Origin of the sequence: Methanosarcina barkeri str. Wiesmoor, assembly GCF_000969985.1 — an archaeon.
Taxonomy (GTDB): Archaea; Halobacteriota; Methanosarcinia; order Methanosarcinales; family Methanosarcinaceae; genus Methanosarcina; species Methanosarcina barkeri_B.
In genome coordinates this window covers 2119377-2132764 of the sequence record NZ_CP009526.1, presented here as the reverse complement: position 1 = coordinate 2132764, position 13388 = coordinate 2119377, and the positions used below count along the sequence as shown (strand labels likewise).

Genomic DNA, 13388 nt, shown 5'->3' with positions numbered 1-13388 from the left:
ATATATCTAATTAAGCTATTATATGTCTAAGGCCCGTCACAGAATAACCTCTGCATATTCCCAATTGGGCATTTTGATTTTCAATATCAAGGTCGCCAATCAAAGTTACAAGATATTATAAGTTGCATAGGTTATTTCGTTGCGGGCACTAAATACAACTATTAAGCCGTTATATGTCTAAGTGCAACTTTAAAATTTCACGTTTAATGATACTGAAATTTTTTGAAGATTATATTTTGAGCCATTTCCTGAACTTTTCTTGCAGTCTCAGCATCATGAACCGTCCAGACAATAACTGGAACCTGAAAAATTACAGAGTTAGGCCAGGTATATAGCGTTAACCAATTAATTCTGGAAATGATATATGAATAGAGTTATTATTGGAACAGTACAAAAATATCAACCATTGAATATTTTTCCAGTATGCTCAAACCCTGCCAAACAAATAATTACGGGAAAAGCAATACTTATTCCGGAGACTAATTTTGATAGGGCTGTGGGGAGATGGAAAGAGAAGTGAAGTTTGCAACAAAATGTGTACATGCCGCAGAAAAGCCGGATCCGATTTTCGGAGCGCATACAACTCCGATATTCCAGACTTCAACCTTCATTTTTGAAAACGCCAGGCAAGGGGCAGCGAGGTTTGCAGGAGAGGAATCAGGATACGTATATGCCAGGATTCCTCCAAACACTCCCACGCATGCGGTTCTCGCTGAAAAATTTGCTGCACTCGAAGGTGGGGAAGCAGGGCAGACATTTGCCTCGGGAATGGCAGCGGTCACTGCAATTGCATTAACCGCCCTGAAGCAAGGAGACCATCTTATTTCAACGGATGTAGTATACGGATGCACCTATAGCCTCTTTTCTCAGGTTTTGCCAGGGCTTGGAATAGAAGTCAGTTTCGTCGATACTTCTAAAACCGAAAATGTAAAGAGAGCCTTTAAGCCCGAGACAAAAATGGTCTTTCTTGAGAGTCCTGCAAATCCTACGCTTAATGTATGCGATATTCCTGAAATAGCCAGAATAGCCAGAGAAAACGAGGCCCTCTGCGTTGTGGACAACACTTTCGCAACACCTTATTTCCAGAGGCCTCTTGAGCTTGGAGCAGATCTTTCCCTGAGTAGCTGTACAAAATATATTGGCGGCCATGCAGACCTGCTTGGCGGAATCGTTGCAGGAAATAATGATTTTATAGACCGAATGTCTGAAGTTGTTGGATATACAGGAGGCATTATGGGCCCGCATGAAGCCTGGCTCTGCATAAGAGGGCTTAAAACACTCCATATCCGAATGGAAAGGCACGCTGAAAACGCAATGAAGGTTGCGGAATTTCTTGAATCCCGACCCGAGGTAGAGTGGGTCAGGTATCCAGGGCTTCCAGGTCATCCTCAGTACGAACTTGCACGCAAGCAAATGAGTGGATTCAGCGGTATGCTCTCTTTTGAAGTAAAAGGCGGAATTGAAGCTGGGCGAAAGCTCATGGACAATGTAAAGCTCTGTTCTCTTGCTGTGAGCCTCGGAGCTACGGATACCCTTATTCAGCACCCTGCATCGATGACTCATGCATGTGTCCCTCATGAAGTAAGAAAGAGTGTAGGCATAACTGATGGGCTTGTCAGGCTCTCGGTAGGAATTGAAGATCCCGAAGACATAATTGCAGACCTCAAACAGGCCCTTGAAGTAATTTAAGCCTTCTAGGCCGAGCAGTTGTTATCGACTCCACGACCGAGTAGTTATTACCTACTCCATGACCGAGCTGCTGTTACCTATTTTACGACCGAGCTGCTGTTACTTATTTCACGGCCAAATAGCTGTTACCTATTTCATGACTGAACCACTGTTACCTATTTTATTTTCGAAATCAGACAAGGTATATGTGCTGCAGAAATAATCATTAATTTGTGAAATTGTGTATTCAAAATTGTACCCGTAAAATCAATTTTGAAATTTCTGGAAAATTAAATCAGGAAAATTAAGTCTGGGAAAATTTGAAAGCAAGGCTAAAGCCGTAAAGCTAAAACTCGGGGGAGTTTAATATGAAAGCACTTGTATTCGGAGCCGATGATTTTGAAGATCTTGAACTTTTCTATCCTTACCATCGCCTGAAAGAAGAGGGGATTACAACACATGTAGCTTCAATGAAGAAGGGACCGATAAAAGGAAAGCAGGGGTATGAAATCAATGTTGACATTGCCTTTAAAGATATAAACCCTGAAAATTACCAGATTCTTGTGATCTCCGGAGGAAAAGGCCCCGAAAAAATGAGGCTTGACGAGCATGCACTTGAGATTACAAGGCATTTTTTCACAGAAAACAAGCCGGTTGCTGCAATTTGCCATGGCCCGCAGGTTATCGTCTCTGCAGGTGTCATAAAAGGCAGGAAAGCAACCTGCTGGCCAGGAATAAGGGATGACATCATAGCTGCAGGAGCACTTTATGAGGATAAAGAAGTTGTGATTGACGGGAATTTTGTATCATCAAGAAGTCCTGCTGATCTTCACGCTTTTGGAAGAGAGATGATTAAGTTGCTGAAGTAAATAGGAATCAGTTTTTGTTTCCTCTTTCTTTAATCATTTATTTCCTTAATGTACATAGTGTCAATTAGGTCCACAATGTCGATTACCAACCCTTTACCAACCCTTTTGAAATTTTTTCGGAAGCTTCTGCTCCTTAGTATTAGCTTTTCTTTCACGCGTTGATCTCTTAGCTTTTTTTGTTTCAGATGTTTCAAGTTTCGGGTTATTTGAATCTTGATTTTTTCTGGTTTTAGATGCTTCAAAAGAAGACTGCTTATCATCCTCATTATCTTTTTTTACAAGATTTTTCATGTTATCTAGCATTTTCTTAAAAGGATTTTTTCTTTTTTCTGGATTGTTGTGCGAACTATTTGAGTTATTATCAACCATAAATTATCAACCATAAAACTGCATACTTATTTTATTATCTTATTGTTGTAAGCAATATTAATGAATTAGCAAGTAAATGCTAACAACAATAAATACAAATTATTGTAAAGAGATTATAGAGATAGGGCCCTTCCAAATCAGTACCAAAACTAAGGGCATACAATGCTTATTTTAAATGATAGGTATGCATTTAGAGTTTCCCCAATTAAGGTACACTTTAAAAATCAATTTTTTAGATAAATAATCTATAATACTCTTTTAAATCAAGAAAAAAGTGAGATAAATACTTTATTCTTTTACAATTTATGTTTATTTATAAATAAGGCATCTGATGTCATTTTCATCCATACAAAATTCAATGTTAAAAGTAAGGATAAATCAACGTTTAATTTAACAATTAAAGTACTTAAGTCATTTAAACAGCAAATAGATCATTTAATGAATAAGGTCCTTCCAAATCAGTATTAAAACTAAGGGCATACAATGCTTATTTTAGATGATAGGTATGCATTTAGAGTTTCCCCAATTAAGGTATACTCTAAAAATCAATTTTTTAGATAAATAATCTATAATACTCTTTTAAATCAAGAAAAAATTGAGATAAATACTTTATTCTTTTACAATTTATGTTTATTTATAAATAAGTCATCTGATGTCATTTTCATCCATACAAACTTCAATGTTAAAAGTAAGGATAAATCAACGTTTAATTTAACAATTAAAGCACTTAAGTCATTTAAACAGCAAATAGATCATTTAATAAATGTACCTTAACGGGGGGATGGCTGACACTACATTATATTTGGCAAATAAGGTTTAATATCCCTTAAAAAACTAATCATTTTTCAAGGGGTCTATTTAATGAATGTACCTTAACTGGGGGAGCTGACACTACATTATATTTGGCAAATAAGGTTTAATATCCCTTAAAAAACTAATCATTTTTCAAGGGGTCTATATAGGGAAGTACTGCACTGTGTATTAACTTATTTATATACTTTAACTACATATGTAGTAGTGTGAAGCAGTACAAAACTATTCGACTCTCAAAAAGTGTATTTTCAGACCTGAAAGCCTTGCAAAAAGACGGTGAATCAATTCCAGATACTGTCAGAAGAATACATAATGATTACTTGAACTGTATTGAAGAAATTCAGTACAGATATTCAAGAGATATAATGAATGACGGGTCATTTACTCAGTATATTTCTATTACTGCGAGTGATAACAGTAGGTACGGTTCACGATATACTGAATATTTCATGAAGATAGGAGAAGAAATGAATGACATTGTTAGGCTCCCAAAAGACGTTCTTGATGAAATCAGATGGATGCCGCAACACCCAGATGAGATATTCAATACTACGATGTTTACTTTGATATCTATTGAAAAAGCTTTAATGGAGTGGAGTGGAGAGGACAAAAAATAAAACTAATATTTCTCTTATACTTCTCTTTGAGCTCGTCCCAAAACTCAAAATTACGTCTCTCAATTCCATATTATAAATAATCAATCAAATCTCTTATAGTGAAGAATAGTTCTGATTTTCTTCTCAGTTTTGGAATAAAATTGGTTTTGGGATAGGTTCTTTTTTAAAGTTCCGATATCCGTTATATTTGCTGACTACAATCTAACTGACCTACAATCTTATTGATGAACCACAATCTTACTGACTCACAATCTTACTGACTCACAATCTTACTGACTCACAATCTTACTGACTCACAATCTTACTGACTCACAATCCAACTAATTTCATTACTATATTTTTGAATTCTTCAATGTTTTGCATGCAGTTACTGACCACGCTAATACAATACGATAGAGGTAGCTGTCACGATTATCTCATAATAACCAATGAAGGAAGAAAAACACTTTTTATTATTTTCAAAATGTCAATATACCATTTATCATGCAAATGTATATATTTTAAAACTGTTTATAAGTTATTATCTAATTTATAATGTAGTTGTAAAAGATTTTTTAGTTGACAAACTATCCACAAACTCGAAATATCAGGAGGTTATCATGAAAGACTCTGAAGTAAAAGTGTTGGATGAAAACGACTATATTTTTATTAAAGCATTAAATAATCTGGGAATGTCACGAAATGCCGCTACAACCATGGCATATCTTATGAATGTAGACGAAGCTTCATCTCGGGAAATTGAAATAAGTACCGGATTAAGGCAACCTGAAGTCAGTCTTGCAATGAGGTTAATGTGCAACCATTCCTGGGTTAATATGCGCTCGGAAAAAAAGCCTGGAAAAGGGCGGCCGATGAAAATTTATTCTCTTGCTGTCCCGGTTGACGAGATCATAAGTTATTACGAAGACAGAATTTACAAAGAATCTCAAGCAACCATATCAGCAATCAAAAAGCTGAAAGTGATGAGCAAACAAGTACCTCTTACTTCTTCAAAATGAAGGATTTCAAATAGAGTTAGCTCCATAATGGCTGACAATCCTTTTTTGGAATTCACTATTATGGAGTAGAAAAACATGTAACTATTCGGGTAGCTTTGCAAAGGCTACACAATTTTTCATCTCTCCGAGGAAGAAGTGGATATAAAATGAATCATTTTTCTCCTTGATGATACGCGAAGAGATTCTTGCTCTGTGTACTTCAAACTCTTCTGTGTACTTCAAACTCTTCTGTGTATTTCAGACCTTCTGTGTACTTCAAACCCCTTCTGTGTATTTCAGACCTTCTGTGTACTTCAAACCCCTTCTGTGTACCACAAACCCTGAAGTTATTGTTTACGAGCCTATCCTGAAACTCAAAATTTGATTTTCTAATTTCGTATTTGGAACAGTCAGTTAAATACCTAGTCATTAAAATGCTCCTGAAAACTCATAATGATTTAGAATCAAATAGATTTTGGGATAAGCTCTACATTAAAAATCTTGAATCTCAAATTAAAGAACTCACTGAAAGATTAATCTTTAAGACTTACGTAATTGAACTGAAAAATCAATAGCACCAGACTGTTAACTGTCTAAAACATGATTTTGATCCACAGTCTTCTCCATGATTGATTTTGTTCCTCAAGTGCGTAAGTCCTAATCTTTTTAGAATCTCGCTTAAATCAAAACAGCAGATACATCAATAAACTTCCTTCTACTGACTCCTAATAAGCCGAAAGTAAACGTAAGATATGAAACCGACTAGATGCGTTAACACTTTACGGTTAATGACATGCATCCAGGAATTATACAAATGGGTTCGAAAGAGCTTGAAACAAAAATTAACGAATTTTTCTCAGGCGAAGCTCGTGTTGTGGTTGCTTACCTGTTCGGTTCAACAGCCCGGGGAGAAGCAAGCTGCCTGAGTGATATCGATATCTCTGTCCTTTTTGACGATATCCTTACAAAAAAGAAGCCTTTGACCTTCAGCTGAAGTTGATAGCTGATCTGGGAAACCTTCTGAAAACAAAAAATGTGGACCTTGTCGTACTTAATGATTCTCCTCTGCTTCTGGCATTCAATATTATACGCGATGGAATTATTTTGAAGTCCGATGAAAAGAGAAAAGTGAATTTTGAAACACAGAAATGTCAAGATATTATGATGAGCAGTACTATATTGAAAGGCATATGAAAAGAACAATTTAAAGAATGTCAAAATGCAGATTGAAATGAAGCAGGAAATAATCGACAGGTTTGAACTGCTTAAAGAGTACATAACCAGATTATCAGACAGAAAAATCTTCAACAATAGAGTCTTGAAGAAGTTGAGAATAATTGCATGTTCAGGGAGGCTGTAGAAAGATATTTGCAAGTCTCACTGGATGTATGCTTGGTATTGGGGAAATTATTATTTCAGAGGATAAGATAAAACGCCCTGAGAGTTACAAGGAAATATTCCGTACCCTTAGAGAAATCGGTGTTCTTCCTGAGGCCTTTGCCCGAAAAATTGAACCTGCCGTAGGATTCAGAAATGTGCTCGTATGTGTGCGAAAGTGGAGCTGGATAGTCTTTACGAAAATCTGCAAAACTGTGTTGAAGATATGGAACTTTTCACAGAATATGTTGCTCAGTTTTTAGCTAAAAAGAAGAATTAACATTTATTTTCAATTCTTTGCTCAAAAGCTGCTCAAAAGCCAGAATCTTAACCGGTTTGGTAGATATATTAAGTATCAGAAAAAGGAAAGAGTGACAACGCGAAAAAGCCTGCCTGGATCTTTAAAGTTGCTAAGAATTTCCAGAGAAGCTCCAATAATTCCCTAACTTTTATACACTGTTTGGGGCTGAGGAAAACTAAATACCTAAAAAGAGTAAGGCCTAAATTAATATATGAATATCGTCCAAATTATCTAATCAGACAGGGGGTAATCCTCATGCCAAGAGTAATTCATTTTGAAATATACGCCAGAGATATTGCAAGGGCTAAGAAATTCTATCAGGATGTGTTCGACTGGAAAATCGAAAGGTCAGAAGGTTCGGTAGAATACTGGAACGTGATCACCGGCAAGGGAGATGAGCCAGGAATCGACGGTGGCCTTATGAAAAGGCCGGGAAGAGAACCAAAGGCGGATACGCCGATAAGTACCTATATCTGCACAATAGGCGTCCCAGATATCGATAAATACCTGAGCAGGATACAAAAGCACGGTGGGAAAATCACTATGGAAAAAAAGCCAATACATGGAGTCGGCTGGTACGCATATTGCCTCGATACCGAGAGAAACATATTCGGGATAATGCAGCCGGACCCGAGTGTTAGATAAGCTCTTTTTTATGTAGGATAAACTCTTTTATTATACTTTTCATATGGCCACTATTAGACCCAGCATTTCTGTTCCCTATTTACAAAAAAAGTAAAATAGATATTGCAGGGATATGATAACAAAACAAACTTTTGAATGAAATTAACTCTTTAATAAAAATCCACGAGAGTAATGAACAACAGGCACCATCAGTTCAGATGCAGGCTATACCTGAAGAGGAAGAACTTCTTCAAGGTAAAATGATTGAAAACGTTCAGCGCCAAGAGACTCCGGAAGAAGAACCACTTCAGACAAAGAAAAAGAATAATACCGGAATGCCAGATAACCTCAAAGCTGGTGTGGAGAATTTATCTGGAAGTGAATGAGCAACTTAATGGTTCATTATAATTCGGATAAGCCTGTTGAGGTAGGTGTGTTAGCGCATATTCAGGGGATAGAAATTCATGTAGCTCCAGGTCAGGAGCAAGCATCTACCACACGAAGCTTGGCACGTATGCAGCAGGCTCAGGGGGCGCTTGAATCCCACTATGCAGGATAAGGGCTTTGGAGATTAATGATGATGTGAAATTGGAAAGGGTAGCGGATGTAATGGGTGAGAAATCAATGCTGATGCACTAGGAGGCCCAACGGCTACAGTCATGGCATCTATGACGTGCTGGTACAAAGAAAAAGGAGAGTGGAAGAGAAACAAAAATTCAGGATCTGACAGCCAAGTATGCCACACTCCAACGGCAGAGTATGGAAGAAAAGGAAATCGAAAAACTGGGAAGAACCGTTGTCCAGGCAAAGCCAAGACCCCCGTCTCAGGAAAATATAATTTAAGAACTAGGGAGTATTGGGAATATTTCATGAGAATATTTTTTTTGAAGATAATGGAAATCCTATGGATATCGGGTTTCACAAGGGCATTCCAAGATTGTTTCAAGATACTCCCGATATGCTAGGGCTGTAAGAAAAAAATAACAACCGATCTTGATGACTTTTACATGCGAGAAGTAGTCAGAGATGTCGGTGACCCCGGAGAGTACGCATTGTTAGGAAATAATTGCCAGGCCTATGTAGAGAAAGTCTTGACTGCTTACAATAGACTCCGTGAAACGATTCATAACCATAGGATCTTCGACAGTATTGGGGATGAAGACCTGTAAAAGCAGATAGTACATGAACCAAGATCTTGAATAATGAATTCCATATAAGGAAATTAATTTTCTTCAAGTATACAAAAACTGGACTTCAAACTTATATTAAATTCGCAACGCTGCTGTATGATTCTTTTATTCTTCTCCTGAAATTGTGATATGACCCATAAGACTGAGAAAATCACATTATTTTGAACTGCCCCAAAACCCAATACCAGCGTAGATACAAAGAAGAATAAAAGAACCCGAAAAAAATGAAAGCTATTCTTAACTACTTATCAACACAACCTTAACTCACTTATCAACACAACCTTAACTCACTTATCAACATAACCTTAACTCACACTTCTTATCAACACAACCTTAACTCACTTATCAACACAACTCATTACTCACTTTATAAAAATTTTTATTAATTTTATTTATAGTAATAATTTGTCTACGAGCTGATCCAAAAACTAAAAAGCGATTTATTGTATCTCGAATTTGCAATTATCACTCAAACTTCGGATAACAGAAACAGTTCTGAAAGGATATACAGAAACAGAAAGGAAATAAGCAGATTGTAGTTAGGCCGACCTCATTTGATCGCACGTGACGATGATGTTTATTTGTTTATTTTTTCTCTTAGTCAAAAATCGTTAGTATTCCCATAGGCTCTGATCAGAAACTTTTATATATTTTATTTATAGAATAATTACTAATCTATGAGATAAATAACGCGGCGAAAAAGATAGAACGAACTTGAAGATCCAGACGGGAGTACTGATTAAAAACAGATAGAACTGGCCAGACCGTCGGAACTTTAATTTTAAATAGTTATTTCATAGAGTGGAGAAACTATATGAACGTTATAGATGAGCATATTGTTGACCAGAGCAAGTATATTGTCGATGTCGCTTTGAAGCTGCGAAATCTCGATCTTGAAATCGCTAAAAATCCAAACTGCTATGAGCTTAAGTCGAGAAGATTTAAAGTACTGGAAGACCTTCACGACAAAACTCGTGCAGAGATGGTACAAGCTGCAGCCGAACTCCGTAGAACTAAAGACAGAGAAGGAAATCATTGTGCTGACTGCATGAGATGTGATTTATATAAGGAGTTTGTTTAAGTTATAACTGTATCACTGAAATCCGACAAAAAAGCAGTCAAATAACTGAATGTTGCTTTATCTGCTCTTCATCGGCTTTGTGGAAAAGCTTGAGACAAGGGAATCTTTTTCCCTTTCTTTCCCTGCTGGTAAATAGGTTTATTAATCCTATGTGGTATGGAGAAGAATTTGAAAAAGATCTTCGGGAAGCTTATTCTTCATTATAATACTTTTCATTGAGGAGGACGATGTCTTTTTCCAAAAATGTTCCAAAGTCAATTACTCTCATTACTTTTCTGAGTTGCTCCTTCTTTTTACTTAAAGGGAAAAAGAACAAAGGTGCTGTCGTGAATGACGATATCCGGGAAGTTTTTGAGTTTCTTGCTAAGTTTTCTACCAGGTTCTTTTGCAAGTTCGTCTAAGGAAGTATCCTCAGAAGCGTTACATAATGAATATTTAGTGCCATTAGATTCTACATCTTTACTTGATTCTACATCTTTACTTGATTCTACATCTTTACTTGATTCTACATCTTTACTTGATTCTACATCTTTACTTGATTCTACATCTTTACTTGATTCTACATCTTTACTTATGAGAAGCCATAATGGCTTCTCACAGGATAATTTATTCTGACGTCCCCAAACGTTCATAGCCTTAAAATATACTTTTTTGTACCCTTTTTCCGTTTTTCTAACTTTGATAAGTTTCCATCCATCAGTTGAACTGTAAAAAGAATCAATTCTTGTTGATAATGAATTCAAAACCTTAGGAATTGTTGGTTTTCTTCCTCTTTTTCCCTTATTCTCAGGAATCTCAACTAACAGTTCCTCAATATAAACAAGAGTATCGACAGCTACATCTGCAACAAAAGTTAAGCCTCTATTTTCAAGTTTTGTCAATAAATCCGGTTTTCACCGTAAAATCCATCCATTGTAACATAGGAAAAAAGAATACTTTCTTCTATTACGTTAAGTTGCTCTGGGGTTTTCCCCGTAAATTCTGTGTATGCCTGCATTCCAAGTAAGTAAGCTTTTGTAGTCTCATCTCTAATATTAACCATGGCAAGCCATTGAATCACAGGCGCATCTTTCTTCAGCTTAAAAACTTACATAATGTCCCAACAACATTAACAATATTTTTGCTTTTACATCAGAGTGTTGAGGGACACATGGAAGGTTGGAATTCCTGACGGCCCTGAAATGGAAATTAAGGGAAATATTCTGGATTATGGGTACAGGATTGATGTTGAAGGGAAGAGAGCTGCAGAAATCTCAAAAAATCTCAAAAAAGTGGTTCAATATCCGGGATACCTATGGAGTAGAAATCGATCCTGGGAAGAACAATGCACTCATCCTGACAATTGCAGTTGTACTCGATCAAATGGCAAATGAGGACTGAGTTTTAGCCTGAGAAGAATTAGAATAAATGGCTGTGATAAGGCAAGTGATATTTGATATATTTGACAGATATTGTTTTGAGAGAAGTCAAACAGCAGGCATGAGTTTCTATGTACAACTGCGAAAGCAAAATTGGGGGATGAAATTATAAATTCAAATGATTATTCAGTACCCGCTAAAATTTTACTTTACAGCACCGCTGCCGTTATTTTGACAATAGGGATGCGGGAAATTGCATCAATACTTACAGTCGTCTTTTTCTCTGTGTTTACCGCGTTGATCTTTACTCCGCTTGTCCGCTGGTTAAAACAGAGAGGGATTCCAGGTGTACTGAGTGTTATTCTGGTAATCTTACTATTTACTCTAATTATCCTGGTTCTTGGAATAATAGTTGTTGAAGCAGCATTGCAGTTTGGAAGTCAGATTCCGATTTATCAAGCTCAGTTGACCGAACTCGTGAACAATCTTGCAAAATATGTCCCTTCATATGAAGAATTTTCCATACAGTCGATTCTCCGTAGTATGGTGTCGATAACAATTTCTCTCATGGCAAATACCGTTAATGGAATTGTGAATGCTGGGGCAACAGTCGGAATTATTATTGTTACAGCAGCATTTTTGCTAATTGATGCCGCCAATAATCCTGAAAAAGTAGACTCGGAAATTGGAAAGCAGTCCGAACTCCGCTTGAGGATGAGTAAATTTAGCAAGAAGCTGGTAAAATTCATAGTCATAAGAGCAGAAATAAACCTTATAACTGCTATTACAATTGCTCTCCTTCTCTTTATCGGAGGCATCGACTATGCTATTCTCTGGGGAGTCCTCATATTTCTATTAAGTTATATTCCCTATATTGGTCTGGTTATTGCTTCTGTTCCTCCTATAATGCTTGCGCTTTTCAAGTATGGGCCTTTAGGAGCTATCGCAGTCATTTTAATTATTGTCATTGTGGACGCGCTTGCAGAAAATGTTCTTTTCCCATCCCTTATGGGAAAAGGCTTGCAATTATCCCCTGCTTTCCTGTTTCTTGCTCTTCTTTACTGGAATTTTGTGTTTGGACTCGGAGGTGTGCTGCTTTCAATACCGCTTACAATAGTTTTGAAGATTATACTTGAAAGCTTTGAGGAAACAAAATGGCTAGCCAGATTGATGGGTCCGGTTGAAGAAACTGAAGAAAGTTAAGGAAATAAACCCTTAAAAAGTAAACTTTTGTGGAAATCGATTTTAAATCAAAGATCGCTATAAAATCAGAAAGTATGAATACGAAATGACGAAAAGAGGAGTTAAAACAAGAAATTAGCGAAAAAATATAAAACTTTTTCTGTGAAGAATAAAAGGTAGAGGTAAATCAAAATCCATGCTTGCCACCTTAAACAGGGATTTCCAATACCTTAATAGGTAATTGATCTATCACCACGCTACCTTATATCCAAAAACCGTGTCCTGACATCCCTGGCACAGTCCTGAACTCTTGAATTCCTTGACAAACGCTTCGCTTCGGAATTCGTCTTCGTCTACTCTCTCCTCACATAACGGACATATACACTTTGCAACTGTCTCAACTTCTCGCCGAAATCCTAGTGATTTTAGAAATCTCTTTTTATCTATATCCATATATATCAACTCTACAATTCCATGATACAATATGCTATTTCCAAACAACCACCCAAAAAAATAAGACGCAAATACAGGTGGTTCAATTCTCTCAGCTCAAATGCTAGATGCTATTCAGCATATGTATCAACAAACAATTATGTCTACAATGCTTGCAGTAATGGCTTTGTTTTGTTTTGGTATTACTCGCGAATTTTTATAATGTAAAAGTAGTGTAGGATTTTCCTACCGTTTCAACTTGTTTTAATAGATTTTATTCGCGTATATAATAGTCTGCAGAAACCAATATAAGTTTATTGGTTTTTTTAAGTTTTATTCCACAATATTTAAAATTAATTTTCAAAGTAATTGTTTAATTTCGCACTTTTTATATGCAGTTGTTTTGAATAACCATATGATTTATATCTATGATTATTGCTGCTGTTGAAATTGAGTAGTAAGTGGGTTGAGGTGAGTAGAGAAGCTTCTAGGTGCAGTGATTTAAACTCAAATAGTCAGCGCGTGACTTT

At 36.5% G+C, this 13388-nt stretch carries 19 protein-coding genes and 1 pseudogene; 16 read left to right on the top strand and 4 right to left on the bottom strand.

The genetic code is table 11. The features are described 5' to 3' along the window. Positions 1-364 precede the first annotated feature (364 nt). From MSBRW_RS22070 to MSBRW_RS09095, 3 genes are all read left to right on the top strand, one after another. Positions 365-520 (top strand): hypothetical protein, encoded by a 156-nt coding sequence (locus tag MSBRW_RS22070; protein WP_155398179.1) that lies wholly within the window; start codon positions 365-367, stop codon positions 518-520. After that, positions 505-1689, top strand: coding sequence for a trans-sulfuration enzyme family protein (locus MSBRW_RS09100; protein ID WP_011307957.1), 1185 nt, complete (start codon positions 505-507; stop codon positions 1687-1689). The genes MSBRW_RS22070 and MSBRW_RS09100 overlap by 16 nt, the downstream gene beginning before the upstream one ends. 347 nt (positions 1690-2036) lie before the next feature. Then, on the top strand, positions 2037-2537 hold the full coding sequence (locus MSBRW_RS09095) for a type 1 glutamine amidotransferase domain-containing protein (protein WP_011307958.1): 501 nt from the start codon (positions 2037-2039) through the stop codon (positions 2535-2537). Between the two features lie 93 nt (positions 2538-2630). On the opposite strand, the gene MSBRW_RS09090 is transcribed toward MSBRW_RS09095, so the two are convergent. After that, positions 2631-2906, bottom strand: coding sequence for a hypothetical protein (locus MSBRW_RS09090; protein WP_011307959.1), 276 nt, complete (start codon positions 2904-2906; stop codon positions 2631-2633). A gap of 1019 nt (positions 2907-3925) precedes the next feature. On the opposite strand from MSBRW_RS09090, the gene MSBRW_RS09085 reads away from it, so the two are divergent. Both MSBRW_RS09085 and MSBRW_RS09080 read left to right on the top strand, forming a co-directional pair. Beyond that, complete coding sequence (locus MSBRW_RS09085; RefSeq protein WP_011307960.1) at positions 3926-4336, top strand: hypothetical protein; 411 nt, start codon at positions 3926-3928, stop codon at positions 4334-4336. A 599-nt stretch (positions 4337-4935) separates the two neighbouring features. After that, positions 4936-5334, top strand: a complete 399-nt coding sequence (locus MSBRW_RS09080; protein ID WP_011307961.1) for a hypothetical protein — start codon at positions 4936-4938, stop codon at positions 5332-5334. A 199-nt stretch (positions 5335-5533) separates the two neighbouring features. On the opposite strand, the gene MSBRW_RS09075 is transcribed toward MSBRW_RS09080, so the two are convergent. Next, positions 5534-5743 (bottom strand): hypothetical protein, encoded by a 210-nt coding sequence (locus MSBRW_RS09075; protein ID WP_048102963.1) that lies wholly within the window; start codon positions 5741-5743, stop codon positions 5534-5536. Between the two features lie 384 nt (positions 5744-6127). Here MSBRW_RS09075 and MSBRW_RS23375 point away from each other — a divergent pair, with 384 nt between their 5' ends. From MSBRW_RS23375 to MSBRW_RS09050, 9 genes are all read left to right on the top strand, one after another. After that, positions 6128-6307, top strand: coding sequence for a nucleotidyltransferase domain-containing protein (locus MSBRW_RS23375; RefSeq protein WP_011307962.1), 180 nt, complete (start codon positions 6128-6130; stop codon positions 6305-6307). 2 nt (positions 6308-6309) lie between these two features. Next, positions 6310-6507, top strand: a complete 198-nt coding sequence (locus MSBRW_RS23370; RefSeq protein ID WP_011307963.1) for a nucleotidyltransferase domain-containing protein — start codon at positions 6310-6312, stop codon at positions 6505-6507. Positions 6508-6650: 143 nt separating this feature from the next. Next, a complete protein-coding gene (locus MSBRW_RS09065; protein ID WP_230670049.1) occupies positions 6651-6953 on the top strand; it encodes a DUF86 domain-containing protein in 303 nt (100 codons plus the stop codon). Positions 6954-7246: 293 nt separating this feature from the next. Beyond that, positions 7247-7636, top strand: coding sequence for a VOC family protein (locus MSBRW_RS09060; protein WP_011307964.1), 390 nt, complete (start codon positions 7247-7249; stop codon positions 7634-7636). 131 nt (positions 7637-7767) lie between these two features. After that, positions 7768-8001: a hypothetical protein gene (locus tag MSBRW_RS20235; protein ID WP_052305917.1), complete on the top strand. Its 234-nt coding sequence runs from the start codon at positions 7768-7770 to the stop codon at positions 7999-8001. Between the two features lie 8 nt (positions 8002-8009). Continuing rightward, a complete protein-coding gene (locus tag MSBRW_RS22065) occupies positions 8010-8174 on the top strand; it encodes a hypothetical protein (RefSeq protein ID WP_157209506.1) in 165 nt (54 codons plus the stop codon). 100 nt (positions 8175-8274) lie between these two features. Next, positions 8275-8580, top strand: coding sequence for a hypothetical protein (locus MSBRW_RS22060; protein WP_155398177.1), 306 nt, complete (start codon positions 8275-8277; stop codon positions 8578-8580). A 42-nt stretch (positions 8581-8622) separates the two neighbouring features. Then, a complete protein-coding gene (locus tag MSBRW_RS22055; RefSeq protein ID WP_155398176.1) occupies positions 8623-8784 on the top strand; it encodes a hypothetical protein in 162 nt (53 codons plus the stop codon). An 835-nt stretch (positions 8785-9619) separates the two neighbouring features. Next, a complete protein-coding gene (locus MSBRW_RS09050; protein ID WP_011307965.1) occupies positions 9620-9886 on the top strand; it encodes a hypothetical protein in 267 nt (88 codons plus the stop codon). 566 nt (positions 9887-10452) lie between these two features. Here MSBRW_RS09050 and MSBRW_RS09045 read toward each other — a convergent pair. Continuing rightward, positions 10453-10838: pseudogene (locus MSBRW_RS09045) on the bottom strand (transposase); the annotation flags it as partial. Between the two features lie 206 nt (positions 10839-11044). On the opposite strand from MSBRW_RS09045, the gene MSBRW_RS09040 reads away from it, so the two are divergent. Together MSBRW_RS09040 and MSBRW_RS09035 are read left to right on the top strand one after the other, a co-directional pair. After that, on the top strand, positions 11045-11266 hold the full coding sequence (locus MSBRW_RS09040) for an LURP-one-related/scramblase family protein (RefSeq protein ID WP_052305918.1): 222 nt from the start codon (positions 11045-11047) through the stop codon (positions 11264-11266). A gap of 131 nt (positions 11267-11397) precedes the next feature. Then, positions 11398-12447 carry an AI-2E family transporter gene (locus MSBRW_RS09035; protein WP_011307967.1) on the top strand — a complete coding sequence of 350 codons (1050 nt, stop codon included), beginning with the start codon at positions 11398-11400 and terminating at the stop codon, positions 12445-12447. 228 nt (positions 12448-12675) lie between these two features. Here MSBRW_RS09035 and MSBRW_RS09030 read toward each other — a convergent pair whose 3' ends face one another. Then, on the bottom strand, positions 12676-12879 hold the full coding sequence (locus tag MSBRW_RS09030; protein ID WP_048102964.1) for a hypothetical protein: 204 nt from the start codon (positions 12877-12879) through the stop codon (positions 12676-12678). Between the last annotated feature and the right edge of the window lie 509 nt (positions 12880-13388).